Source organism: Lactobacillus gasseri ATCC 33323 = JCM 1131 (genome assembly GCF_000014425.1).
In the GTDB taxonomy this organism is placed as follows: domain Bacteria; phylum Bacillota; class Bacilli; order Lactobacillales; family Lactobacillaceae; genus Lactobacillus; species Lactobacillus gasseri.
Window position 1 is genome coordinate 207,222 of sequence record NC_008530.1, and the last position, 26,581, is coordinate 233,802.

The 26,581-nt window shown below is 35.7% G+C and carries 24 protein-coding genes, 2 tRNA genes and 2 pseudogenes; 14 read left to right on the forward strand and 14 right to left on the reverse strand.

Annotation, left to right across the window (positions count from 1 at the left end):
- Positions 1–28: 28 nt before the first annotated feature.
- The 7 genes from LGAS_RS00850 (at position 29) to LGAS_RS00880 (ending at position 8,492) form a co-directional block, all read left to right on the forward strand.
- Complete coding sequence (locus LGAS_RS00850; protein WP_003647922.1) at positions 29–1,138, forward strand: LCP family glycopolymer transferase; 1,110 nt, start codon at positions 29–31, stop codon at positions 1,136–1,138.
- Positions 1,138–1,758, forward strand: a complete 621-nt coding sequence (locus LGAS_RS00855) for a glycerol-3-phosphate acyltransferase (protein WP_003647921.1) — start codon at positions 1,138–1,140, stop codon at positions 1,756–1,758. Before LGAS_RS00850 ends, LGAS_RS00855 begins: the two co-directional genes overlap by 1 nt.
- Positions 1,755–4,703: an LTA synthase family protein gene (locus LGAS_RS00860; protein ID WP_003647920.1), complete on the forward strand. Its 2,949-nt coding sequence runs from the start codon at positions 1,755–1,757 to the stop codon at positions 4,701–4,703. The genes LGAS_RS00855 and LGAS_RS00860 overlap by 4 nt, the downstream gene beginning before the upstream one ends.
- 260 nt (positions 4,704–4,963) lie before the next feature.
- A complete protein-coding gene (tyrS, locus tag LGAS_RS00865; protein ID WP_021314877.1) occupies positions 4,964–6,226 on the forward strand; it encodes a tyrosine--tRNA ligase in 1,263 nt (420 codons plus the stop codon).
- Between the two features lie 82 nt (positions 6,227–6,308).
- A tRNA-Thr gene (locus tag LGAS_RS00870) sits at positions 6,309–6,381 on the forward strand.
- Between the two features lie 127 nt (positions 6,382–6,508).
- Positions 6,509–7,822, forward strand: coding sequence for a C1 family peptidase (locus LGAS_RS00875; protein ID WP_003647919.1), 1,314 nt, complete (start codon positions 6,509–6,511; stop codon positions 7,820–7,822).
- Between the two features lie 16 nt (positions 7,823–7,838).
- Positions 7,839–8,492, forward strand: a complete 654-nt coding sequence (locus LGAS_RS00880; protein WP_003647918.1) for an HD domain-containing protein — start codon at positions 7,839–7,841, stop codon at positions 8,490–8,492.
- A gap of 64 nt (positions 8,493–8,556) precedes the next feature.
- Here LGAS_RS00880 and LGAS_RS00885 read toward each other — a convergent pair whose 3' ends face one another.
- Positions 8,557–9,867, reverse strand: a complete 1,311-nt coding sequence (locus LGAS_RS00885) for a C1 family peptidase (protein WP_003647917.1) — start codon at positions 9,865–9,867, stop codon at positions 8,557–8,559.
- A gap of 164 nt (positions 9,868–10,031) precedes the next feature.
- On the opposite strand from LGAS_RS00885, the gene LGAS_RS00890 reads away from it, so the two are divergent.
- The gene (locus tag LGAS_RS00890) at positions 10,032–10,652 is read left to right on the forward strand and encodes a hypothetical protein (RefSeq protein WP_003647916.1); all 621 of its coding nucleotides are present in this window, start codon (positions 10,032–10,034) and stop codon (positions 10,650–10,652) included.
- Positions 10,652–11,113 (forward strand): transcription elongation factor GreA, encoded by a 462-nt coding sequence (greA, locus tag LGAS_RS00895; RefSeq protein ID WP_003647915.1) that lies wholly within the window; start codon positions 10,652–10,654, stop codon positions 11,111–11,113. The genes LGAS_RS00890 and greA overlap by 1 nt, the downstream gene beginning before the upstream one ends.
- Before the next feature lie 45 nt (positions 11,114–11,158).
- Here greA and LGAS_RS00900 read toward each other — a convergent pair whose 3' ends face one another.
- Both LGAS_RS00900 and LGAS_RS00905 read right to left on the reverse strand, forming a co-directional pair.
- A complete protein-coding gene (locus LGAS_RS00900) occupies positions 11,159–11,590 on the reverse strand; it encodes an Hsp20/alpha crystallin family protein (RefSeq protein WP_003647914.1) in 432 nt (143 codons plus the stop codon).
- 148 nt (positions 11,591–11,738) lie between these two features.
- The gene (locus LGAS_RS00905) at positions 11,739–13,187 is read right to left on the reverse strand and encodes a 6-phospho-beta-glucosidase (RefSeq protein ID WP_021314878.1); all 1,449 of its coding nucleotides are present in this window, start codon (positions 13,185–13,187) and stop codon (positions 11,739–11,741) included.
- Positions 13,188–13,384: 197 nt separating this feature from the next.
- Between LGAS_RS00905 and LGAS_RS00910 the strand changes: the two genes are divergently transcribed.
- The 3 genes from LGAS_RS00910 to LGAS_RS00920 all read left to right on the forward strand — a co-directional run bounded on the left by LGAS_RS00910 (position 13,385) and on the right by LGAS_RS00920 (position 16,031).
- Complete coding sequence (locus LGAS_RS00910) at positions 13,385–13,882, forward strand: hypothetical protein (RefSeq protein WP_025012195.1); 498 nt, start codon at positions 13,385–13,387, stop codon at positions 13,880–13,882.
- Between the two features lie 22 nt (positions 13,883–13,904).
- A complete protein-coding gene (celB, locus tag LGAS_RS00915; protein WP_003647912.1) occupies positions 13,905–15,257 on the forward strand; it encodes a PTS cellobiose transporter subunit IIC in 1,353 nt (450 codons plus the stop codon).
- 75 nt (positions 15,258–15,332) lie between these two features.
- Positions 15,333–16,031: a GntR family transcriptional regulator gene (locus LGAS_RS00920; RefSeq protein ID WP_003655663.1), complete on the forward strand. Its 699-nt coding sequence runs from the start codon at positions 15,333–15,335 to the stop codon at positions 16,029–16,031.
- Positions 16,032–16,074: 43 nt separating this feature from the next.
- On the opposite strand, the pseudogene LGAS_RS00925 reads toward LGAS_RS00920, so the two are convergent.
- The 9 genes and pseudogenes from LGAS_RS00925 to LGAS_RS00965 all read right to left on the reverse strand — a co-directional run bounded on the left by LGAS_RS00925 (position 16,075) and on the right by LGAS_RS00965 (position 23,860).
- A pseudogene (locus tag LGAS_RS00925) lies at positions 16,075–16,492 on the reverse strand (DUF3284 domain-containing protein).
- A 69-nt stretch (positions 16,493–16,561) separates the two neighbouring features.
- On the reverse strand, positions 16,562–18,055 hold the full coding sequence (locus LGAS_RS00930) for a glycoside hydrolase family 1 protein (RefSeq protein ID WP_011678748.1): 1,494 nt from the start codon (positions 18,053–18,055) through the stop codon (positions 16,562–16,564).
- Between the two features lie 66 nt (positions 18,056–18,121).
- A complete protein-coding gene (locus LGAS_RS00935; RefSeq protein ID WP_003647910.1) occupies positions 18,122–18,847 on the reverse strand; it encodes a GntR family transcriptional regulator in 726 nt (241 codons plus the stop codon).
- Positions 18,847–19,173: a PTS lactose/cellobiose transporter subunit IIA gene (locus tag LGAS_RS00940; protein WP_003647909.1), complete on the reverse strand. Its 327-nt coding sequence runs from the start codon at positions 19,171–19,173 to the stop codon at positions 18,847–18,849. The genes LGAS_RS00935 and LGAS_RS00940 overlap by 1 nt, the downstream gene beginning before the upstream one ends.
- A gap of 88 nt (positions 19,174–19,261) precedes the next feature.
- Positions 19,262–19,512: pseudogene (locus LGAS_RS00945) on the reverse strand (hypothetical protein).
- A 5-nt stretch (positions 19,513–19,517) separates the two neighbouring features.
- The gene (locus tag LGAS_RS00950; RefSeq protein ID WP_003647908.1) at positions 19,518–19,841 is read right to left on the reverse strand and encodes a PTS sugar transporter subunit IIB; all 324 of its coding nucleotides are present in this window, start codon (positions 19,839–19,841) and stop codon (positions 19,518–19,520) included.
- Positions 19,842–19,987: 146 nt separating this feature from the next.
- Positions 19,988–21,418, reverse strand: coding sequence for a PTS sugar transporter subunit IIC (locus LGAS_RS00955; RefSeq protein ID WP_003647907.1), 1,431 nt, complete (start codon positions 21,416–21,418; stop codon positions 19,988–19,990).
- Positions 21,418–22,797, reverse strand: coding sequence for a glycoside hydrolase family 1 protein (locus LGAS_RS00960; protein ID WP_003647906.1), 1,380 nt, complete (start codon positions 22,795–22,797; stop codon positions 21,418–21,420). Before LGAS_RS00960 ends, LGAS_RS00955 begins: the two co-directional genes overlap by 1 nt.
- A gap of 202 nt (positions 22,798–22,999) precedes the next feature.
- Complete coding sequence (locus tag LGAS_RS00965) at positions 23,000–23,860, reverse strand: ROK family protein (protein WP_025012196.1); 861 nt, start codon at positions 23,858–23,860, stop codon at positions 23,000–23,002.
- Between the two features lie 145 nt (positions 23,861–24,005).
- Here LGAS_RS00965 and LGAS_RS00970 point away from each other — a divergent pair, with 145 nt between their 5' ends.
- Positions 24,006–24,668, forward strand: coding sequence for a CPBP family intramembrane glutamic endopeptidase (locus LGAS_RS00970; RefSeq protein WP_003647905.1), 663 nt, complete (start codon positions 24,006–24,008; stop codon positions 24,666–24,668).
- Between the two features lie 40 nt (positions 24,669–24,708).
- On the opposite strand, the gene LGAS_RS00975 is transcribed toward LGAS_RS00970, so the two are convergent.
- Together LGAS_RS00975 and LGAS_RS00980 are read right to left on the reverse strand one after the other, a co-directional pair.
- Positions 24,709–24,779, reverse strand: a tRNA-Gly gene (locus LGAS_RS00975).
- 27 nt (positions 24,780–24,806) lie between these two features.
- Entirely contained in the window at positions 24,807–25,418 is a 612-nt protein-coding gene (locus LGAS_RS00980; RefSeq protein WP_003647904.1) for an SOS response-associated peptidase family protein, read from the reverse strand.
- 133 nt (positions 25,419–25,551) lie between these two features.
- Between LGAS_RS00980 and trpS the strand changes: the two genes are divergently transcribed.
- Positions 25,552–26,580, forward strand: a complete 1,029-nt coding sequence (gene trpS, locus LGAS_RS00985) for a tryptophan--tRNA ligase (RefSeq protein WP_003650736.1) — start codon at positions 25,552–25,554, stop codon at positions 26,578–26,580.
- Position 26,581: the final 1 nt, after the last annotated feature.

Genomic DNA, 26,581 nt, shown 5'->3' on the forward strand with positions numbered 1-26,581 from the left:
GTTTTAAGAAAGTTTGAGAAAGAATATTATGGATAATAAGCCCAAAGAACCTGTTCTCTCAAGAGTTGAGCTGAACAAAGAAAAACATAGTAAGAAAAAGCCAATCCGTATTATCATTGCGGTAGTTTTAGTGTTGGTTTTAGGACTTGGTGCCTACGCAGGATCTGTCTATTTTAAAGCTAAGAATGCTTTTGATAAAACCTATGATCCTAAGAATGCCGTAAAGCAAGATAGTTTTTCTGGCAAAGAGCCATTTAATATTTTGTTATTAGGGACAGATACAGGCGCTTTTGGTAGAAAAGAAGTTCGTGGAAATTCGGATACGATGATTATAGTAACCGTTAATCCAGCTAAAAAGAAACTTTCTTTGATGTCGATTCCGCGTGATACGATGGCAAGAATGATCGGGACAGAGAGCTTTAGCGTCCACAAGATTAATGCAGCTTATAACATTGGTGGAGCTAAGATGGCGATGCAGACTACTAGTAAAGTCCTTAATGTTCCGATAAAGTATTATATTTCAATGAATATGGGTGGTATGCGTAAGATTGTTGACGGCGTTGGCGGTGTTACTGTGACGCCTCCTCTTACCTTTACCTATGATGGCTATACTTTTACTAAAGGTAAAAAAGTTCACTTAAATGGTAGTCAAGCTTTGGCTTATTCAAGGATGCGCTACGATGATCCCAAGGGAGACTATGGTAGGCAGCTACGTCAACGTGAAGTTATTATGTCAGTTTTAGAGCATGCTATGTCATTTAGCACTTTAAAGAACTTAGATTCAATTTTAGGCTCAGTTTCTACTAGTTTAAGGACTAATTTAACTTTTGATTCAATGGTGAAGATTAGTAAGAACTATCGTAAATGTACCCAAAACATGTCTAGCGACTACTTGCACGGAGTAGGAGCAATGATTGGGGATGCATCATATCAAGTAATGTCTGACAAAGAATTACAACGAACTTCTAATATTGTGAGAAATGATCTGGGTCTAGATTCAATGAATATTGATAATAATGAAACTTATCAAAATTCAATGAATTCTCAATTTGATTGGACCAGTGGTGATTCTAATCAGGTATACTACGTATATGATCCTTATACGGATGAATTATGGAACGGAGATCGTGCTTATTAATGAATGAATTGATTTCACTAGTAATAGGATATTTCCTCGGAAATATCCTTTTTGCTATGATTGTCGCAAAAATATTTTTACATAAAGATCCAACTAAGTATGGTTCAGGTAATCCTGGCACAGCTAATATTGGCGCAGTTTTTGGTAAAAAGTGGGGTATTCTCACTTGTATCGGAGATTTAGCTAAGACTTTGGCAGCGTTGTTAATTGTTTACTCTCTTTATCATGGTAATCGTTTAGATTTGTCTTTTGCCGGTCTTGGCGTAGTCTTAGGGCATTCATTTCCGTTCTGGAATCACTTCAAGGGTGGTAAAGGAGTGGCAGTTACTGCATTATGGCTTGTCTTTTTCGATTGGCGAGCTGGCTTAATTGCTTTATTGTTTGGCTTGTTTTTAGTGATTATTATGAAAAATCTTACAATTCCGCCACTTGTCTATATGTTGGGTTTCAGTATTTTTACTTGGCTTAACTTTGGTTGGGAACAAGGATTAATCTTTTTAATTGCTACTTTAATTATGATTTTTCAATTTAGAAAAGACATTGTTGACTTCTTTACCGGACACGGTAAGCGAGTGGATGTTTTGGTAACAATTAAGAAAAAGTTAGGGATATACAAATGAAATCAGCGTTAAGAAAAACAATCCAGTGGATCTTACTTTTATGTTTATTGCTGGGAATATTAATTCAAGCCTTAGGCTTTTGGAACTATAATCCAACTTCAGTTTCTACTAAAACGCGAATTGGCATGGTAATCAGTCTGATTCAATTGATAGTGGTTGTCTGGTATGGGATGAGCTACGGCAGTAAGGAGTATAGCTTTAAAGAGGTAGTTAAGAACTGGCTTGAAGGTGTCATTACTCTGATTATTTTCTATTTAGTATTTGTTATTTCATTGCCGCAATTGTTCTCCGCCTGGAACTTATGGGGAGTCTTTTTCCCAGTTTTAACAAGTACGTCAGCTTTATTTAGCGGAATTATTATCTCTTTATTCTTTCAGCCTTTTATTTTTCGACTACAAGAAAGATTAAATACTAAGCAAAATGTGTTGTTATTAACTACCATTACACTTTTAATTTTTACTTTAAGTGCTGGAAATTCGCTTTTAACTAGCTATAGTATTTTTGGCTTGTACTTAGTTTTGCCTTTTGCCTGGGGAATGTTGATTTCTAAAATTAAGGTATCTAAGAAAGTACTTTTTGGCCTGGTAGTAGCAACGATTATTTTGCTACCAGCAGTTTACTATCTTACGATTAAATTAATGCCGATTCAGACGCCACAAGGATTTATCTTTTCTCAGATGAATATGTCTTGGAATACTAGTCTTTTAATGGCCCCATCATCACCGTTGATGATTTTATTTGTGGTTACTGGAGCATTATTATTTAGAAGTTCAATGCTAGGAGCATCTCACAGAGTATTTTCAATTTTAATTCCAGCAATTATTTTTGGGACTACCTCTTATGGGATGAGCTTGTGGAAGGAAAAGCTGCAATTGTTGCTTGCACCCGTAAGTAAGAAAGTTACTGTCTTATTGATTCTTTCTTTATTAGTTGCAAGCTTTATTATTAATTTCATTTTCGTTAAGTTTATTCTGTCAAATAAGTGCGTTCAGAGATTCTTAAATAAGTTTGATGAGAATAATCTGGATGGTCTTGTTAAACTTTTAGAAGCGGGATTGGGCTTTTTAAAGAAACATAGCAGATCAATTATCTTATTTGCATTCCTGATATTCTTAAGTATCGTCGGTTTTTATACTGTTCGAGATATTCAATCTGCAAGTGATTTTTGGGTTGCTTTAGTCTTTATTTTTACTAGCAAATTTGGCACTTTAGTTTTATCGTCGATCTTCTTATTTGCAATTTATGAGATCTTTTATGTAATTACTACTAGGTTCTGGGTATCCGCAAGCATTCCAACTGTTTTGGCTTTAGGAATTGCAATTGCAGATGGAATCAAGATGGATTTAAGAGAAGAGCCAGTTTATCCCAATGAAATTAGTGAGATCGTTAATTGGAAGACACTAATTCCAATGATTGGTGTGCAAACCTTAATTTATATTTTAGTGGGCATTGCACTCTTAGTTGCTGTTATTGTCTATCTTGAATTAAAGCACCCATATAACTTAAAGAGAGAGAAAAAGAGCTGGGTTGCTTTAATTGGAAGTCTCTTAATCTTAATTACACCGGTGTGGTTTAATGATGAAGATTCAGTGATTTACTATATTTCAAAAGGCTTTGATAATAACCCTGATTTTAGAAATCCACCAGATAGTACAGCTAATAACGGTGCAGTTTTAACGTTTTTAGACTTTATTAAAGTTCCAATTATGGATAAGCCAGCTGGTTATTCAGAACATGCGATTAAAGAAATCACTAAGAAGTATCAAAAAGAAGCAATTGCTATTAACAAGACAAGGAAAAATAAGTTGTCGGATCAAACAATTGTCTTTAATTTGAGTGAAAGCTTTGTAGATCCAAAAGAATTTCCAGGTGTTAAAGTTTCTAACAATGTTAGAGATCCGATGGAGTATATCCGTAGCTTAATGACTCAAACGACCTCTGGTAAAATGCTTAGTGCTGGATATGGTGGCGGAACTGGAAATATGGAATATGAGTCTTTAACTGGCTTTAATATGGGTAACTTTTCTAGTGCCTTAACGCCATATACTCAAGTAACTTCGCACTATGAATTCTACCCAACAATTGGGATGAATTTCCCTTATAGTAGTGCAATCCATCCATTTAAGGGTACGTATTACGGCCGAATTGATAATTACCGCCGGTTTAAGTTCAATAAGTTTGCTTATTTGGGTTCTAAATATAAGATCTATGATCAAAAGTCACTTGGTACCAGTCCATATCTTTCTGATGAAACAGCCTATCAAAATGGTTTAAGACAGATCAAGAGTAGAAAAGGCGGTCAATTTATTAACCTTATCTCAATGCAAAACCATATGCCCTATGGCGATTATTATTCACCAAATGAATATAAGGATAATGTCAGTGGCTCTTCTCTTGCAGATGATAACGTTAAAACTAGTTTTGCGGCATATACGAAGGGGGTTGAATATACTGATAAGGCAGTTAAGGAATTTATTGCACAAATTGATAAGCTTAATAAACCTGTCACGCTAGTCTTTTATGGGGACCACTACCCATCAATTATTGATCAATCGCTTTTAGCTAAATATCCTTTAAAGATGCATTCAACTACTTACTTTATCTATTCAAATAAGTATGCGCGTGAACATGGGGCTAAGAGTAAAATCGTGCCAGATAAGTACGTTGCAACTAGTTCCTTTATTCCGATGGCTTTAGAGCAAACTAATGCTAAAGTTACTGCCTATCAAGCTTTACTTACTCGGATCTACAAAGATCTTCCTGCAATGACAATTAACTATAGTAGCAGTGACGGTTTTGAACTAGTTGATCAAAATGGTAAGAAAGTTTCTGAAAAGAAATTAACTAAAAAGCAAAAAGAATTATTGAAAGACTACAAACTGATTCAATATGATATGTCAGCTGGTAAGGGTTACACTTTAGATGTTAAAGGCTTTTATAAATAAGCAGTTGACTAAATAGCTATTCTCCCTTATTATCATAGGTAAATATAAAGTAGCAACTTGATTCAGTGTTCAGAGAACTAGCGGTTAGTGTGAGCTAGGCAGGTCAAACTTGCGAAGTACAATAATGGGGTTGTTTCCTTATCAACTGTCTCAAGGCGCATTAAGCGTGAACGTGGGTGGTACCACGGCTAATGAAGTAATTTAGTCGTCCCTAGATTTCGAAAGAAGTCTAGGGACGTTTTTTGTTAGGAGAAATTATTATGGCAAAATTTGACATTTTAGAAGATTTAAAATGGCGCGGTGCTATTAACCAAGAAACCGATGAAGAAGGGTTACGTAAGTACTTAGCAGAGCATGATGATTTAGCTCTTTACTGCGGAACTGATCCAACTGGAGATTCTCTTCATATTGGACACTTAATTCCATTTATGATTTTAAAAAGATTCCAAATGGCTGGCTACCATCCAGTAATTTTGATTGGTGGAGGAACTGGTTCAATTGGTGACCCATCAGGTAGAAAGACCGAACGTGTTCTTCAAACTGCTGAACAAGTTAAGCACAATGAAGAAAAATTGACTACTCAAATGAAGAAGTTATTCGGTACTGAAAACTTTGAAATTAAAAACAATGCTGAATGGCTTGGAAAACTTAATTTGATCGATTTCCTACGTGACTATGGTAAATTTTTCCAAGTTAATAACATGATTAACAAGGATGTTGTTGCAAGCCGTTTAGAGAACGGTATTTCATTTACTGAATTCAGTTACCAAATTTTGCAAGCAATTGATTTCTACCATTTGAACAAAGATAACGGTGTTCAACTTCAAATTGGTGGTTCTGATCAATGGGGCAATATTACTGCTGGTATCGATTTAATCCACAAGCTTGAAGGTCAAGAGCGTCCAGCATTTGGTTTAACTATTCCATTGATGCTTAAGGCCGATGGGACTAAGTTTGGTAAATCTGCTGGTGGTGCTGTTTGGCTTGATCCTGAAAAGACCAGTCCTTACGAATTCTACCAATTCTGGATTAACCAAGATGATCGGGACGTTGTTAAGTACCTTAAATACTTTACTTTCTTATCTCGTGAAGAAATTGAAGACTTGGCTGAAAAGACTGAAAAAGAACCTTGGAAGCGAGCAGCTCAAAAGAGATTAGCTGAAGAAGTAACTAAGTTTGTTCATGGTGAAGAAGGCTTGAAAGAAGCTCAAATGATTACTGAAGCATTATTCTCAGGTAACGTTAAGAGCTTGTCTGTACCTCAAATTGAACAAGCTTTGAAGAATGCACCGAGTGCTGAAGCAACTCATGAAGCTAAGAATATTGTTGAATTCTTGGTTGAAACTAAGATTGAACCATCTAAGCGTCAAGCACGTGAAGATGTTAAGAACGGTGCTATTTACGTAAATGGTGAACGTCAAAATGATATTGACTTCATTATTGAACCTGATAATGATTTTGATGGTAAGTACGTAATTATCCGTAAGGGTAAGAGAAAGTACACTCTAGTTAAAATTAAATAGTTAGTGAAAAAAGAAGACGAGGGATCGCTAGAAAGCATTCCTCGTCTTTTTTGTTATAATTAGGTGTAGATTAAATGTGTTTGCCGTTTTAGCTCAGGAGGTAGAGCACCGCCGTGGTAAGGAGGAGGTCCCCAGTTCAAATCTGGGAAACGGCTTAGTTATTAAATAAGCTTAGGTTAGCAGAAGTTTTTTTTGATGGATGATGCATTAAGGGATGGTCAAAACGACTATCCCTTTTTATAATGGAGATAAAACATTGTGATTTATGAAAGAAGAATTAATATGGCACATGAACTTACGCTAGATGAAATTGCAAAATTTCAACAAGATTATCAACGAAACAAGCAAAATAAAATCGCTGAATTAGCTGTTGTGAATAACGGTGTGCAAAAAGTAAGCTTTAACAGTGAAGGAATTCGTGATTTAAATCGGACCTTCTCAATTGAAATCCCAACTGATAACGTAACTGATCAAAAGCAATCAGGCCGTTGCTGGTTGTTTGCGGCATTGAACGTTTTACGTCACAAGTTTGCTAAGCAATATCATGCAAAGAACTTTACTTTTTCACAAAGTTATCTCTTCTTCTGGGATCGAATTGAAAGAGCAAATATTTTCTTTAATCATATCTTAGAAACTGCGGATAAGCCTGTGGATGATCGAACTGTGCATTTTTATTTGCAAGCTCCAGATACAGATGGTGGACAATGGCATATGGCCATTTCTTTGATTAGAAAATATGGTTTAGTACCAACTTATGCACAAGATGAGAGTTTTACTGCCAACAATACAGCAGCATTTAACCAAGCTCTGAACATGAAATTACGTGAAGACGGACTAGTTTTACGTAAACTTGCACAAGCAGGCAAAAATGATGAAGTAGAACAAAAGCGTCAAGAATTTTTAAGTGAAGTTTATCGCATGGCTGTGATTGCTTTTGGACAACCTGTGCAAAAGTTTGATTTGGAATTTAAAGATGATGACGGTAATTACAAATTAGATCAAAATCTTAGTCCATTAGACTTTTTCCACAATTATTTTGAAGATGATTTGGATGATTATGTTGTTCTCTTTAACGCGCCAGACCATGAATATGATAAGCTTTACGCTTTCCCATTTGAAGATAATGTTGAAGGCGGTAGTCCAATTAGATTTTTAAATACAAATATTGAAAATCTTAAGGAAGCTGCTATTAAGCAATTAAAAGATGGTGAAACAATCTGGTTTGGTTGTGATGTAGGCAAGCAAAGCGACCGTCAAAAGGGTATTTTAGCTGCTGATTTGTATGAAACTGATACTATTTTTAATATTGAAACTAAGTTAAGCAAAAAAGAACGTCTTGAAACCGGTGCAAGTGGATCAACACATGCGATGACCCTTGTTGGTGTAGACGTAGTTGATGGTAAACCTCGTCAATGGAAAGTTGAAAATTCTTGGGGAACAAAAGTTGGTGAAAAGGGCTACTTTGTTATGGATGATAAGTGGTTTAACGAATACCTCTTTAAGGTTGTAGTAAAGAAGCAATACTTACCAGCAAAATTAGTAAAGATTGCTGAAGGTAAAGCAACACCAGTTCCTTGCTGGGATTCGATGGCTTAATTGTGGTGATAAATAGATGGATATTGAATTAGTTAAGCAATTTACCAGGGTTCATTTAAAAGGTGAAAAAACAGGTCATGATTATTATCATGGGCAGAGAGTAGCAAACTTAGCTACAAAAATGTATTTAAGCGATTATCCTAATGCACATGAGGATAGCCGAGTTGTTGCTATTATTCAGACTGGTAGTTATTTACACGATACAATTGACGAAAAGATTTGCGAAAATCCAAGCAAGGTAATTGCAGAAATTGAAGAGCTACTACCTAAAGTTGGATTTACTGAATTAGAAGTACAAGATATTTTATTTACGATTCAGCACATGTCTTTTTCTGACAATATTGAACACCACTACAAGTTGCCTCTCAGTGGACAATATGTGCAAGATGCAGACCGAATCGAAAGTTTGGGTGCAATTGGAATCGCACGAGCATTTACTTATGGTGGAAAGCATGGAAATAAAATCTATGATCCAGAGATTAAGCCTGAAAAGTTAGTAAGTCATGATCAATATCGTAATCATGATGAAACAACAATTAATCACTTCTATGAGAAATTATTTGATTTAGAGGGATTGATGAATACTCCTGCTGCTAAGAAAGAAGCACATCGAAGAACTGAATATATGCGTGAATTCGTTCAAGAATTTATGGACGAATGGAATGTGTAATAGAAAAGCGCCTTGTATCAAAAATGATACAAAGCGCTTTTTTTATCAATATATTTTATTTTTACTAAGCAAGTGAATCCCAAGCTGGAAGTGGAGTAGGTTTGCTTTCTGCGAGTTTCTTTTGATCGTCAGTTAAGAATTCTTTTCTAACAACTACTTCATAAACAAACTCATCAAACCACTTATCGCTCATTGTGAAGTAACCTTTACGGCCTGACTTTTCACTCCATGAGTTTTCAACTTTCCACTTACGGATTTCTCCCTTATCTAAGTCGACACCAACTAGGGTCATTGCGTGACTGACTTCACCTTCGCCAGTAGCCAATCTTTCAGCCTTAGTCATGTAAGTATCAACATCAAATAATTCGTCGGTCTTGTACAATTCAGTATCTAAGTAGCCAGTCTTACGGTCCATTTCCTTTAAGACGTCGTTACCGAACCAAACACTTTCGCCGTCTTTCAATTGCTTGACTGCAGCTTCTTTTAAGTATTCGATTGGAACATTTAAGAAAGTAATAGGAAGACCTCCATTAACGTTATCTTCGAATGGAAGTGAGTAAAGCTTGCCATATTCGTGATCAGGTGCGTTAGTCAAGCAAACATAATCATCGAAGTTAATATCCCAATACTTATTGAAGAATTCAACTGGTGTTAAGTTTTTATCTAAGTGCAATTTTTTATCGTCGTCGCGGTATTCTAAGTCAAAAGTCTTAGGTGGTTCACCAACAGCAATTGCAGTCATCCGGTAAATTTCGCTTAAGAACTCTTTACGTTTCTTTTCAACTTCGTCGGTTTTACCTTCTTGAACTAATTTACGTAAAACTAAGGCATCTTTTCTTTCTTTACGAGCTAAGGCATCAGCTAAGCCAGCAGTGTGGTTAGTGTTAAAGCTTTCTGGCATTGCATTGGTTGGGACAACGCCGTACTTCTTAACTAGTGAAGCAGCCATTGCCCATTGACCACCATCTGAGCCTGCAAAGTTCATGTATGCTTTAACAGTACGATCATCTAATGGCTTATCAGCGGAATCGATGATTGCATCGTAGAAGATATTTGCACGTTCAATTTTATCCCAGAAAAAGTTGTATGCTTGGGATAAAGTAAAATTCTTAGCCTTATACTTTTTACCAAAGTCGTGACGTAAGGTGTTTAAAGTGGCAAATAACCAGCAACGTCCTGATTGCATTTGGTTAGTAACGTTATCAGTTTCTACTTCAACAGAAAAGACATCATTTAGACGGTTAGTAACTGCTGGATTAAAAGATGCTTCTAATACACCAGAGCGCATTGCTGCGCGAGAAACAACTTCATTGCGTGAATTATCAAAATCATTACGGAATTGATCAATTTCTTGTAGAGTTAATTCGTGAGACATGTAATTTTACACTCCTTTAATTTTTTTATCATGTTTTTCATTATCTTTACTATACAGCAAATGACGACTTAATACACTAATTTTATTGAATGAAAGTAGCTTTCATAAGTATGACAAGGGACAATATGAAGTATAATATTGATAATAATATCGGAGGTAAGACTATGAAAAAGAATATTTTTGTATCAGGCATTACCCTAATGACTATGCTTCTTGCTGTAGGTTGCAGTAATAGTGCAAATCAATCTAGTACTAATAACGAAGCAAAAAGTAGTAAGACAAGCCACAAGAAGAGTCATAAGGCTAAGAAACATACTACTAAGAAAGATAAGACCGATGTAGATACTGACGATTCAGAAACTACTAATTCAGATAAGAAGAACGATAAGAGTAGTGAAAGTTCAAGCAATACTAACGGCAAAAAGACTAATAAGAACGAATCAACTAATTCTAATAATTCTTCTGATTCAACTGGCTCAAATAATTCGAATAATGCATCAAATTCGGCTGCATCTAACAACCAAACTAATGGTAAGAGTCAAAACGCATCATCAGCTAATAACGCTTCAGATGCCATGTTTAACAAGATGGTTTCTGACACAATTAAAGAGCACGGCTATTCAAGTAGTTATGGTCCAGACAACTTTACTTTAATTGATGGCGGCAATGGTCAATACTCTTTAGCTGAAAAGTCAACTGGAACAATTGTTGGTCATTATTCAGTCAAGAATGGTGAACTTTACAAGCAAGATATTCTTACTGGAAACGATGTTAAGGTTAAATAATGGTTTACTATCAAAAAATGACGCCAGAAGGCTATCAAGAAATTAAAGACGAGATAGCCCGTTTAAAAAAAGATCGACCACGTAGAATTAAAATTTTGCAAGAAGCTCGTAGTATGGGAGACTTGTCAGAAAATTCAGAATATACGACTGCTAAGATGGAATTAGGGCACTTGCAGAGTCGACTGCGTTATCTAGATAAACAATTAAGATATTCAGAAATTATTCAAAAAGATGAAAGTGGAACAATTGATTTAGGTTCAAATGTAAAATTGCTTTTTGAAGGTGATGACGATGCGGAAGAATATCGGATTGTCGGCAGAATGGAAGCAGACCTAGCTAAAGGAAAAATCTCTTTTGATTCTCCTTTAGGGCAGGCTTTAATGAAGCAAAAAGCTGGTGCAACAGTTACTGTTCAAGCACCAGCTGGAAGTTACGATGTAAAAATTATTGCAGTAAATTAAAAAACACCTCGCTCATGCGGGGTGCTTTTTTATAAGCAATCAAATTTATTCAATTGTGATGGTGTTTTCTTTATCTTCTTCAGTTAACTTTGGCAAGGTAATCGTTAAAACGCCATCGATGTCTTTAGCAGAAATTTCTTTAGAATCAACATCAGGAATACGATAGCTTCTTTGAATGTGACCAACGCTTCTTTCACGGTGAATAAGGTTACCATTCTTGTCATCTAAGTTGTCAAATGAGTCGCGACTACCTGAAACATTCAAGATACCATCTTTATAAGAAACCTTGATGTCCTTCTTGTCCATTCCTGGCATATCGACTTTAACGATATAGTCTTTGTCTGTTTCAGCTACATCAGATTGCATAATGTTCTTAATTGAACTATCGTCAAAAAAGTCTTTTGGAAAACTAAACCAATCGCTTAATTGATCCATCATATTATCATTGTTACGATTTTTCATCATTTCGTTTGCCATAATAAAACTTCCTTCCATTACGCTCTCTACACTTTCTATTGTAGTAGCTCAGAATAGAATGTAAAATATTTAGCACTCTAATTGGTGAAGTGCTAATCCTAATGCAAAAAATAGGATTTAGAGTAATTCTAGATCCTATTTTTCGTGATTAGTCTAAGTCTTTACCGTTAGATTCAATAACTTTCTTGTACCAGTCAAAGGAATCTTTCTTTGAACGCTCAAGTGTTCCTTCACCCTTGTCGTTTTTATCAACATAAATAAAGCCATAGCGCTTGTCCATTTGACCAGTTCCAGCTGATACTAAGTCAATGCATCCCCAAGGAAGGTAACCCATCAAGTCAACGCCATCTAAGACAACAGCCTTTTCCATTTGTTCAATGTGTTTTCTTAAGTAATCGATTCTGTATGGATCATGAACTGAGCCATCAGCTTCGCGTTTGTCGTAAGCACCAAGACCATTTTCAACAATAAAGAGTGGCTTGTGGTAACGGTCAGTTAGGTGGTTAAGAGAAATTCTTAAACCTTCTGGATCGATTTCCCAGCCCCAGTCACTGCGTTGCAATGTAGGATTTTCAACAATTGCTTCTTGTAAATCAGTCAACTCATCAGGCTTAACTTTCTTACTTGAAACAGTAGTTGATTGGTAGTATGAAAAGCCAACGTAATCAACCGTACCTTCCTTTAAGGCAATCTTATCTTCTTCAGTAATATCTGGACGGTAGCCGTTTCTTTCAATATAGTCTTCAACAGCATTTGGATATTCACCATTTACGTGAACGTCAGAGAAGAAGTCACGTCTTTGTTCGAACTTGTCAGCAAGTAAGACATCGTCTGAAGATGGAGTTAAAGGACGAACAGGTGAGTAGTTAATCATACAACCGATTTGGAAGTCTGGATTAATCTTGTGTCCCTCTTTAACAGCTAGAGCAGAAGCAACTAGTTCGTAGTGAGCTGCTTGATACATTGCTGCTTCTTTTTCTTTATCGCCCATGCCATTTTTGAACAAAATACCAGAGTTAGTAGCCATCAAGAAGTCATTGTTGAAGCTAGATTGGTTATCGATTTCATTAAAGGTCATCCAATACTTAACTTTGTTCTTGTAACGCTTAAAGCATACCCGTGCAAAGCGAACGAAGTAGTCAATTAATTTACGGTTAGTAAAACCACCATATTCTTTAACTAAGTGATATGGAATTTCAAAGTGAGAAAGAGTAATTACCGGTTCAATACCGTATTTGTGGCATTCGTCAAATAAGTCATCATAGAATTTAAGACCTGCTTCATTTGGCTCTTTTTCGTCACCCTTAGGAAAAATTCTAGTCCAAGCAATTGAAGTACGAAAAGCCTTAAAACCCATTTCAGCCATTAATTTGATGTCGCCCTTGTAGTGGTGATAAAAATCAATTGCATCATGGTTAGGGTAATTCTTACCAGGGATGACGCCATCTGTAATTTCACGTGGCTTAGTTGCAGATCCTACAGTCATTACATCAGCAACTGACATTCCTTTTCCGTCTTCATTCCATGCACCTTCAAGTTGGTGAGCAGCAACAGCGCCACCCCATAAAAAGCCTTTTGGCATAGTGTATCCAGTCATATTCAATACATCCTTTCTAAAGTAAGCGTTTTCGAAGTTCATTCTACAAATTAAAAACTCAATTGTAAAGATTAAAAGTATAGAATTTTATTTTTATTATAAAACGGTCTTTATTGTTGCAACCGTTTTCAATTAGTAGTATTATACAGGTGTTGTCTGAATTGTTCAGGAACAATATTGAAAGGGCAGATACAATAATGACTAAAAAAGATCAGAGTTTAGAACAAAAGAAACATGATATGAGTGTGAGATCTATAAACTTTAGCCGCTATTTAATGATTCGTTATTTTTCTGCGGCGTTCTTATTCACTAATCTATTTTGGTTAGTTTTTGCAATTTGTTACAAAGATATTGTTGCTTCGATAATTTCGGGATTATTGTTTGTTTTATTATTAGTAGCTTCAGTTGAGCAAGTAAGTAAATGGAATGTGAGAAATACTGACTTGAAGTTTACAAAACTTTATTATCAGCTGCAGCTAGTTGCAAATGTAATCTTTGCTATAGGTTGCTATTTACCATTTGGAAAGGTTCTGTTTCCTTTTATGGCAACAAATGATGTCGCAAATGTAATTTTTACGATTTTAGTTGTTGGAATATTAGGTTCTATTTTGATTTTAAGAAGAATTAGCAACATTCAAAATGGGCGCGACAAATATGCACGAGCAATTAAGACATTTGAAAGTAATAGACAGTAGGACAAATTGAGGGGGATGTACTATGTCTGACACTGCGCAACCATCATTTAAAGATAAAATGATGAAGATACTAGGCAAGTTCTCAGGTTCACGTTTTGTACGTGCAATTATGGGTGCTGGTTATTCGATTATTGCCTTTTCTATCATTGGATCAATGTTTTTGGTCTTAACAGTTTTGACTCAAGTTATTACTGCTAAAGGATTTGTAGATTTTTACAATAATACATTTGGACGTTTTAACAATATTTATACTGTTATTTACAACGCCACCATGGGTATTATCGCAATTTACTTTGCTGGATCATTTGCTTATAACTATGCAGATATTTACCGTAAAGAAGAGAATTTATTGCTTGATCCATTGAACGCAGTTTTCTTAACTTTAATGGGCTTATTCATTACCGTTCCACAATTAGTATGGAAGGGTGGTAACACTGTCTTTGTTAACATTTTAAAGAAAGATAATGTTATTGCCGGTGGTTATGGCGTTTCTGGTTCTGGGTTAACTAGAATTGGTGCTACAGGTATCTTTACTGGTTTAATCGTTGCCTGGTTAACTGTTCAAATTTATCGTTTCTGTATTAAACACAATTGGCGAATTAAAATGCCAGCATCTGTTCCATCAGGTGTTGCTAACTCATTTACTGCTTTGATTCCTGGTTTTGTGATTGCGATTGTCATTGCTTTAATTGACGTTATCTTAATTGTTCTTGGTACAGATATTTTCCAATTATTGTTTATTCCATTCTCATTTGTTTCAAACATTGCTAATACCTGGTGGGGAGTTTTGATTATCTTCTTCCTGATTCACTTCTTATGGTGGTTTGGTATTCACGGTGCGACTATTATTTCAAGTTTCTACCAAGCAATTGTTTTATCAAACATGGCTGCTAATGCTTCTGGTGCTCACTATGTATTTGCAGGTGAATTCGCAAACGCATTCGTAATTATGGGGGGATCAGGAGCTACCTTGGGTATGGCACTCTGGATGGCTTTTGCTTCTAGATCTAAACAATTACGAGAACTTGGTAAACTTGAAGCTGTTCCTGCTGTATTTAACATTAACGAACCTTTACTATTTGGTTTGCCAATTGTTTATAACGTACGTTTATTTGTTCCATTCTTATTAGCACCTATGACTTGTTCAATGGTTGCTTATGCAGCTATTGCAACTCACTTAGTACCTAAGATTATTGTTCAACAACCATGGCCAATTCCTGTAGGTATTGGTGGTATGATGGCCACTGCTAGTTGGCAAGGTGCTGTTTTAGCTTTAGTCAATGCTATAGTTGCATTCTTAATTTGGTATCCATTCATTAAGCATTACGACAATGAATTGCTTAAGAAAGAGCAAGCTGGTGCTGAGAAAGCTTAATTATAAAATATAGACTTTGAAAATTCTCATAGTTAAAATATAACTATGAGAATTTTTCATTTAGGGATGTAAATAATGAAGAAATATGAATTAGTTGCGGATAAAATAAAAGATTATATTACTGAAAAGCAACTTCATCATGGTGATAAATTGCCAACTATAACTGACTTAATGAAGAAATATCAAGTCGGAAAATCAACTATTTTGCAGGCAATTACTTTACTTACGCAGCGAGGGATTGTCTATAAGGTGCAAGGGTCAGGCGTCTTCGTTAGGCCTACCGGGCAAGATGGTTATATGTCTCTAACAGACAATGCTGGTTTTGCCCATGTATTAAAAAAGCCTACTACGGAAGTAATCGAGTTTTCGGAGAAGAAGGCACCTAAGCCAATCAGTGAACATCTTCATTCTAATGAAGAATGCTACTTTATTAAAAGATTGCGCAAACAAGATGGTAAGCCCTTTGTCTTAGAAGAGTCATATTATCGTAAAAGTATAATTCCCTTCATGAGTAAAGAAATCGCAGAAGGCTCAATTTTTGATTACATCCGAGAAGGACTAAAGAAAGAAATTCGGTTTTCTGATAAGTATATGCGTGTTAGAAAATTAACTGCTGACGAGGCAAAATACCTTGAATTAAAAGAAGGAGATCCTTGTTTAGAAGTCTATGATACCTTCTATTTAGCTAATGGAACTGCTTTTGATAGTTCTAAATTGGTTTATAATTACAAAAACTCTAAATTTTACGATCAAAGTTCTGATGATATTATTTAACAAAAATAGCCCTAATCTCGAAATATTGAGACTAGGGCTATTGTTATTTGGCGTAAGCTAACACATTATTCTTCATTTGCTTTAGTTGTTTTTTAGCACCTTGTTTTAACTGCCAGTTGTAAAACCAGGTACCAAGATTAGAATGTTTTTTTTCATCAAAACTAAGAACGTCTTCTTTAAAAGTGATCTGACAGCCACGATCATTGTCTTCTAAATAATAAGCAATTTTAACATCTAGCTTAGAAGATTTAAAAATTGAAACGTATTTTTTACCGAATTCGTACTCAGTGATTTCGGCTTTCACGTTTCCTTGCTGATAGGTAGTTCCTGCAGCAATTTTGACAGGTAGATCATTATCACGCGTTCTTTTAATAGCTTGTAATAGCTTGCGTGAGCTGCATATTAAGGTAATTGAAGAAGTCTTTTGCTTTAAACTTGGCTTGGTCTGTAATTGTAATCATTTTTTGTCTTTCTAACTCTTAACTTGTTAAAAAAATAGAGCCTAGAAAATGCTAGGTTCTATTTTTATTTTAGTCTAAATCTTTACCATGGGATGCAATAACCTTTTTATACCAGTTAAATGAATCCTTAGGATATCTCTTCAAGGAACCGTTGCCTTTATCGTCGCGGTCTACATAAACAAAACCGTAGCGTTTCTTCATTTCACCGGTTCCGTTTGATACTAAATCAATTGCTGACCACATAGTGTAGCCCATTAGTGGAATTCCGTCTTCGTTAACTGCTTCTTCCATTGATTTAATTTGAGCACGTAGGTAGTTAATGCGGTAGTCATCATGAACCTTATGATCTTTAGTTAATTCATCGCCCCAACCAAGACCATTTTCAACAATAAATAGTGGCTTGTGGTATCTATCCCAGAGATCATTTAAAGCAATTCTTAAAACGTCAGGGTCTGTTGCCCAGCCCCAAGCATTATAGTCAAGGTACGGGTTCTTAACGCCACCTGCTGACATATTGCCGTTTGCTTTAGCGTCCGCTTCATGCGTTGTTAAGACATTAGATGTGTAGCAAGAGAAACTTAAGAAGTCAACCGGATATTTCTCGATTAGTTCGTAATCTTCTGGGCGATCATCTAATTTAATGCCATCTCGTTCATATTCTTTAAGACGGTATTCAGGATAGCGGCCACCTGTTTGAACGTCAGAATAGAAAAGCATTTCTTGCTTAGCTTTCATGACTAAAAGCTGATCTGCGGGGTCTGATGTATATGGATAGTAAGCAGAGTAGGCGAGCATTTGACCAACTTGATTATTTTTATCAATTTCATGCGCTAATTTAACAACTTTGCTGCTGGCTACAAATTGATTGTGAGCTCCTTGAGCACGATTTTGCTTGCTCCCATCAATTAAGCCTCCACCCATATAAGGAGCCATGTCCATGGCATTAATTTCATTAAAAGTCAGCCAGTATTTAACTTTACCCTTGTAGTGGTTCATAACGATGTCTGCGTAGTGAACGAAGATATCGATCATTTTTCTATCTTTCCAGCCACCAAAGCGATTAATCAAAGATAGGGGAGTTTCATAGTGCGAAAGGGTAACAAGTGGCTCAATTCCGTACTTAGCACATTCATCAAAGACCTTGTCATAGAAAGCTAAACCTTCTTTATTTGGCTCTTGGTCGTCTCCATTTGGCAAAATACGCGACCAATTTAGAGATAAACGGAACATATTAAAGCCCATCTCAGCCATATATTTAATATCTTCTTGATAATGATGGTAAAAATCAGTTCCTTCATGGCTAGGATAGTAATAGTTATCTAAAAGTGCTGGTTTTGCACCATCAGGTAATTTGAATTCTTTACCCCAAGTCATTGGAGTGACGCCTGTTTTACCATCGTTTGTTTTCCAAGTTACTTTTCTTGGCTCAGTAGCAGAACCATTAGTCAAAACATCAATAGCGTTTAGTCCCTTGCCGCCTTCGTTATAGCCACCTTCATATTGGTTAGCAGCACTAGCGCCACCCCAATAAAAATTCTTTGGCATTGAGTAGGTTTTAGTCATTATTTTTCCTTTCTTTATTTGTTTAAATTTATAAAAAAAGTTCTAGACTTGCTCTAGAACTTTTACTTAAAAGCTGCTTGTCTCTACAACGACATAATTTCGTTCATCGTAGCGATTACGACTGGTTGAATATTCAACTGGTTGACCATTATTTAACCATACGATTTGCTCAAGCTCTAAAATTGGGTCATTTTTTTTAGCTTTAAGATATTTTTGATCCCAATCGTCTGCTTTAACAGCCTTGATTTTACGATATGCAATGCCAAACTTAAGTTTCAAGTCTTGATGAAGATAATTGTAAATAGAATTGTGTAAGATATCTTCAGTTAAGTTAGGAACTAAGTGAACTGGCATAAAAGTGTGTTCAAGAATCAGTGGCTTTCCTTTAAGTCTTCTTAAACGCCGGATATTATAAACTGGGTCGCTAGACTTTAATTTGAGGTAATGTTGAATATTTTCATTGGGAAACTCAACATTAAATTCAATAATATCGCTAGTAACCTCATCTGATCCAAGTAGGTTAGCCAAGCCACTAAAGGCATTTGCTGGTGAATCAAATTTATCTTGAATTGGAACTGGACCTAAGACAAAAGTTCCTAAACCAGATTCTTTATAAACAAGACCCTTTCTTTGTAATCCATCTAAGGCTTTTTTGACAGTTAAACGGCTTACTTGTAATTCGTCTGCAAGTGTTTTTTGGTCAGGAAGGGGAGCTTGAGTTTTGTAGACTCCATCTTCAATTCTTTTTTGTAGAATTCGAGCAACTTTTAAGTATTTTGCTTCCGCAGTCATTATTTTTCAGCCATTTTTTTGTAAACAGCTACTACTTCTTTAGCTAAATCAATAAAGGTAATAGCTGTCATCAAGTGGTCTTGAGCGTGAACCATGTAAAGGTCAACTTTTACATGGTTACCTTGTGCTTCTTGAGTCAACATATCAGTTTGAACATTGTGAGCATTTACTAAGCCTTCATTTGCTTGCTTAATAAATTCATCAGCCTTGTCAAAGTCGCCTTTTTTAGCAGCTTGGATTGCTTGCATAGCAGCAGCTTTTGCATTACCTGCTTGCATAATAATTCCCATTACAACTTGCATGTTATCGCTATTTTCTTGTGCCATAATTTAATTCTCCTAGATAGTATTTTTAAAATAAAAGATGCTCCTGACAATACTTTATTTTACTATGTCAGCGAGCATCTCCCATAAATTATTTTTGTTTTAATTCTTGAATTCCTTGATCAATTGCTGCATCACAGTCAATTGGTAGTTGCAGCATCATTTTTCCGTCTAATTCAAGCCCCTTAGGAATCTGAATAATACCTGGGAAATGATAGCCGTGATGGGCTTTAGTTTCATTATCTATATAGATAATGAAACTTGTCCATCTGCGCTAACGCCAATTTTGAAGTGATGACCATCACGATCAAATTCATTAACAATTTTTATTTCGTCATTCATTTTGACTATTTGTCGCCCATTAATTCTTGAGCAGTTTCAAGAACGTGTTCGCCATTCATCATGCCGTAGTCTTGCATGTTAATAACTGTTAATGGGATGCCTGCTGCATCAGTAATCTTCTTAACACTGTCTTCCATGTATTGAACTTGAGGCCCAAGCATCAATATATCTGGGTGTTCCTTGTCAATTTCGTCTTGAATACCTGATGCTGCAGTAGCAAAGATCTTGTAGTCCTTGCCTTTTTCTTTAGCTGCGTTTTGCATCTTGGATACTAATAATGAAGTTGACATTCCTGCTGAACAAGCAAGCATAATAGTTTTATCTGCCATAATAATTATCTCCTTTGTAAATACAATTAAGTGTTTTTCAGTGTTTGAGTGTTGATCTATAAATTAAATGTATGCACTTTCATCATTGAAAGCATTTACATTATAGCACTATTTTAATGATAAGTGTCAATTAATAACTGAAAAAATTATTTACTTTCAGCCTCGTCTTTCTTGAGAGTAGCAGCTTCACGTTTAACAAGAATGTTGTCGTATTTCTTAGCAAATGGCCAGTAAATTAAGGTTGAAATTACTAAGGTACATGCTTGCCAAATTGCCATCTTCCAGCCGCCAATTAGGAAGCCAGAAATAACTGCTGGCATCGTCCATGGACAGGCAAAACCATTTAGAGGAGGAACAATACCAGTTTTAATTACGAAGTAAGTTGAAATAGCAACTACAACTGGAGTTAAGAAGAATGGTATTGCAAGGAATGGATTCATAACAATTGGTAAACCAAATAGGAATGGTTCGTTAATGTTAAAGATACCAGGAACTAATTCAACTTTACCAATTGAACGTAATTGTGCTGATTTAGCAGCAATTAAGATAAAGATAATTAAACCAATAGTAATCCCTGAACCAGTTAAGTTAATGAAGTTATTGTAGAATTCATTAGTAACAACGTGAGCACCATTAGCAATAGTTAACTTGCCGGCCTTGTATAATTGTGCATTATCAAATGAGTTTGCTTGAAGCATAGGACCAGCTAAGGATCCAACAATTAAACCACCATGGACACCGAAGAACCAGAAGAATGGGACTAAGAATCCAATGGCAATTGCACCACCAAGTGAATCAGAGATACCTTGAAGTGGAATTTGAAGGGTTTGGTAGGTCCATTGTAAGAAGTCTGAACCAGTGGTTAGCTTGAAGCCTGCGTAAATAAGCATAGTACCAATTAAGATCATTCCTGATGGAATCATAGCAGTAAATTGGTTAGAAACAGCTGCTGGAACTTGTTCAGGCAACTTAATAGTCCAGCCTTTTTTCATAATAGCTGAATAAATCCAGCCGACTAATAAACCAACAATAATTGCGGCGATCATACCGTCTCCGCCAAGCCAGGTAATATTAAATACGCCTGTAACTGGGGATTCTAAGAAACTTTGTAAAGCATGTGGTAACTTGTCAATATTTTCGGTTACAGCTTTAGCAGTCATTTGACCGTCGATACCTTTAGCCATGGCATTCTTTAATGGACTGTCAATAGTTAAAGTTTGAAGCATTAAGAATGATGCTAAAGAAGTAAGACCGGGAGCTAATGGCTCATAGCCTTCATTTTTAACATAAATATAGGCGATACCAACAGATGCCCACATAGCCATGATACTAAAAGTAGTAGTGTAGGCTTGGTTAAAGAATGCTCCCCAACCAGAAGCATTGATTGCATCAGCTACTGATTTGATTGGAATATTTCCTAGAATAAGGAAGATAGAACCGATTAAGATAAATGGTAAAGTGTAAATCATACCATTTTGCAAGGCTTGGATGGCCTTGGTGTTAACAAATTTCATTACTGGGGGCAAGATGTGTTTATTAACGAAAACACTAAAGCCCGATTTTTTCTGTTCACTCATTATATTTCGTCTCCATTATTCTTTAATACTTTTTGGGACCAATAAAATGATTTCTTAGGAACACGTTTTAAATCTTTTAAGTCATGGTTTGACCGGTTAACATAGACAGCGCCGTAACGCTTTTCCACATCGGCATGCGAACTTGGAATATCAATTAGTCCCCAGCCTAGATAACCAAGAACTTTGGCACCATCTAAAAACATTGCATCTTTCATTGCTTTGATATGTTCTTCATGGTAAGCAATTCGTTCATCATCTTCGATCATATGCTCGCCGTCCCAAGTTTCTTTTAAGCCAATTCCGTTTTCGATTGGAAAGACTGGAATCTTGTAGTGGTTGTACATCGTCGTAATAGCGTTTCTAAAGCCAAGTGGATCAATCGTCCAGCCCCAAGCATTAGTCTTGAGATACTTGTTTTTAACACCGCCATAATTCATGTAACGGTTAGGTGCGATGTCTTCTGGAATTTTGTCAGCTGAGAGAGTCCAAGAAGAGTAGTAGCTGAAAGCTAAGAAATCAGCTTGGGCTTTTTTCATTTCTTCTTGATCTTCATCAGTGATATCCCAATTAATATGGTGATCTTTTGCATATTGCATAACTTCTGGCGAGTAACCACGCCCAGTATCTGCATCATAAATATTAAAGTTCAAAAATTCTTGAGCTTGCTTAGCAGCCCAAACATCAGTGGCTTTTGATGTTTCTGGGTAAATTTGCTGGTAGGCAAGCATACCGCCAATTTTTACATCATCATATTTTTCATGAATGTAATTAGCCAGTCGAATGTGGCTAATCATTGTATGGTGAAAGATGGTGTACATGTCGTCTAAGGTTTTATCGCCTTTTTCATAGCCAGAAATATTGAATACTTCATCTTGGAAGTAGAGATTATGTTCATTAAAGACAATCCAGTATTTAACTCGGTCTGAAAAATGATCGATCATCTTTTTACCAAATCTGACAAAGGCATCGACAACATGTCTTGACATAAAGCCGTTATATTCTTTGGCTAAATGTAGTGGCATGTCGAAGTGATAAAGACAAATCATGGGTTCAATACCACGTTTGAGCATGGCATTAATCAATTTGTCGTAAAAATCGATTCCTTTAAGATTAAATTTTCCGTCTCCTTCAGGACAAACTCTTGACCAGGAAATTTGAATACGATACATATTCATATTCATTTCTTTCATTAGGTCTAAATCTTCGTCATAACGGTGGTACTCATCAATTGCGGTGTGCCAATCTGTGGTGTTTTCTGTAGCAGGTCGTACATCGTAAACTGATAAGCCTTTACCATCCTCATTCCAGGCACCCTCAGTTTGCATACTTGAAACTGAATTGCCCCAGAAAAAGTCTTTAGGCATTTTCTGCTTATTCATAATATTCCCTCTTTGCAATCGCTTACACGTTTTACGCGTATAAATATAAACTTATTTTATATAAAAGTAAAGCACTTTAATATAAAAAATATATACTTTTGTAAAATTGGATAACAAAAAAAGACCGAGATAGTATTCTCAGTCCTTTTTGTGATGCTTTCAAACACATTTATTTAATAATAAAAAAGTGTCTATATAAAATTTAATGCTCTTTTTCAAAATCTGCAACAGCTCCACGCAAATTTGCTTCATTTTTTAAGGTACAGATGTCTAAAATTGGCTTAACAGTCGCAATATCTAATTTATTTCTTATTTTTGATATTTCATCATTAAGAAGAGGTATTAATTCTTGATTTTGAGAAATTCCGCCACCAATGATAATTTTTTCTGGATCAAAACTATGTTGAATATTATAAATAGCAGTAGCTAAAGCATGGATCAGCTTGCCGCGTTCTTCCTGTGCAACTAAATCATCGGTGTCAGCAAGTTCAAACACTGTCTTTCCATCAAAATTTTTACCAGTTTTTTCATTATGGCGTTTAGCCATAGAAACAGGAGAAGCCAAGACACTAAGTTGCTGACCATCAATAATCATAAAGCCAAACTCACCGCCGTATAGATGAGCACCATGCCAAATTTGGTTATTAATGATAACACTACCGCCGACTCCAGTTCCAATTACTAAAAATGCCATACTGCGGCAATCTTTAGCTGACCCAGCAACTAATTCAGCTAGAGCTGCGCAATTTGCATCATTTTCAATACTTACTGGCAAACCAAAGCGTTTTTCTAATTCAGGCACAATTTTGAAATTGTGAATATAAGGTAGAGCACTAGCGCCTTCAATTACTCCAGTCTTTTTATTAACAGCGCCGGGTGAAGAAATAGCTACACCGTCAATTTTATTATTAGTTTTGATTTCATTAACTGCATCGCTTAGTTTATGATAAAAAGTTTCTAAATTATCAGGCGTATCGACAGTGAAGACCATCTTTAATTTTTTATTTATCCAAGTAGCGATTTTAATTGTTGTCCCGCCAATATCAATTGCGATTAAATTCATAATAAATATTTCCTCTCTTATTCGAGTTACTTTCATGCTAATTATATATGAAGGCGATTTCAATAAGTATATATTTTTCATGTACTATAAATAACGTTAACTGCTTTGTTATAATAAAGGGAGTTGATATGAAAGGGAAGAAGCCATGAATACGCCATCATCAAGGCAAGGAAATTTAACTAGATATGCTGTTTATTTGGTTCTTTATTTGATAGTAATTGGAATAAAGAAATTAACATTATTAGATGATCAAGTAAATAAGATTGGATATTTTTTCTTTTTAATCTTTACGCTCTTTGCCTTATACTTTTACATTAGGCAATTCAATCGCGAACAACGATTCTTTGAAAAAAAGCCAAGTATGCCACTTTTAGCAGATTACAGTTTTCTTGTTGGTGTATCTATCTTGGTGATCTTAGGACGAATTTTTATTTCCTATCTTCAAGCCAAAGGAGCAGTTCCCTTGATGAATTTTCAGATAATTTATCAAAAGGGCGAAAGTAATCTTTTATTCTGGTTCTTTATTTTTTCAATCGGAATCTTAATCCCAGCGCTGCAAGTGTATTTAACAAGTGGTTTTTTCTTTAATTATGGCTTTAGGGCGCAAAATATGACTAGTGGAGTAGTGGGAATAATTTGCTCTGGTTTTTTCTTTGGTATTCTTAATTTTCAAGCGTCATTAGCTTTATTTGTGATCAACAGCCTTTACGGAATGCTGTTTGCCTGGTCATATTTATATTCGCAGCGCATTTTGATGCCAATTTATTTAGCAATTTTAAATGGAATTTTTATGGTGATCTTAGCATAATAAAAAACGAGGGACAGAATGTTCCTCGTTTTTTTATATAAGCGGATAGCGTGAATCGAACCCGCATCTTCAGCTTGGGAAGCTGACATTTTACCATTAAACTATACCCGCGTAAGCAAAATGATTATATCATTTTTGTTAACGATGTGGCAACTGATGCCGAGCTAAATTATATTCTGAACGATCAAGCAGAGAAGTGAAGTTTTGAAAAAGCCAGCGACGTAATTCTGATGGTTTTAAGACTAACGGCATGCGTTCATGAACGGGAAGAACAGTATTGTTAGCAACAGTTGTTACCATTGAAAAATCGTTGCCTTGATAAATGCCAGCGATTAAAGTCATTGGTTCTTCTATAGCAGTAAAAGATGAGTGCTCATGGTAAGTTTGATTATTTGAGGCAAGGTAAGTTTGTTTGCTGCTTTCCCAAAATTCACTGGCTAAGATAATGCAGCGCTGCCGAGCAAATGAGTTGTCCCACATTGACGGTTTTTCTTCGTAAAAACGTTCTACACGGGCATTGTAGAGAACGCGATTCTTTTGAAAGGGACTCGGATAGCCCCATTTCTTTTCAACCAGTTTTAATTCATTGTTGCTGTAAAGCATTACTAGGGATGAAGATTTAGGATAAATTTGTGTAGCAGCAGAAAATTTATCTTCGATATTTTTAGGTACAATCAGTGGTAATTTCAAGTCAGTTGTTAGGTAAGTCTTGATTTCTTTAAGAGATGGCATTGCAAAATGACTACACATGATTTTTCACTCTTTCTATCTTTAGTTAATTATTTTAATTTCATTCTAACAACTTTTGAGTAAGTTTAAACGAATAAGGTTTTTTGCTAGAATTGGAGGTAAAGCTAAAGATTAACAAATATTGGAGAAAATTATGACGAAAGAAATTTTATTAACTGGAGATAGACCAACTGGTAAGCTTCACATTGGTCACTATATTGGGTCCTTAAAAAACCGTGTTAAGCTGCAAAATGAAGGTAAATATGAACCTTACATTATGATTGCGGATACGCAAGCCTTAACTGATAATGCAAGAGATCCTGAAAAAATCAAAAATAGTTTGATTCAAGTAGCTTTAGACTACTTAGCTGTTGGTTTAGATCCTGAAAAATCTACTATTTATGTTCAATCGCAAATTCCCGCTCTTTTTGAGTTAACTGCATATTACATGGATTTAGTAACAGTTGCACGTCTAGAGAGAAATCCAACCGTTAAAACTGAAATTAAGCAAAAGAACTTCAAGGATTCAATCCCTGTAGGATTTTTAAACTATCCAGTTTCTCAAGCAGCAGATATTACTGCTTTTAAAGCGACAGTAGTCCCAGTTGGGGATGACCAAGAACCAATGCTTGAACAAACTCGTGAAATTGTACGTACTTTTAACCGAGTTTATAACACTGATATCTTAGTTGAGCCCAAGGGCTACTTCCCGCCAAAGGGTCAAGGAAGACTTCCGGGATTAGATGGAAATGCCAAAATGTCTAAATCATTAGGAAATGCGATCTATTTATCCGATGATGCAAAGACTGTGCAAAAGAAAGTAATGTCCATGTATACTGATCCAAATCACATCCATGTGGAAGATCCAGGTCAAGTTGAAGGTAACACTGTCTTTACTTATCTTGATGTATTTGCACCAGACAAGGATAAGGTTGCTGAACTTAAAGAACAATACCAAAAAGGTGGCCTAGGTGACGTTAAAATTAAACGTTACTTAAATAAGGTTCTTGAAGAAGAGCTTGGACCAATCAGAGAACGTCGTGAAAAGTTTGCTCAAAATCCAGATGCTGTTTATGAAATGCTACTAGAAGGATCAAAGAAGGCAAATGAAGTTGCTAATCAGACTCTACAAGAAGTTAGAGAGGCAATTGGTTTAAATTATTTTGATAGATTAAATAAATAAT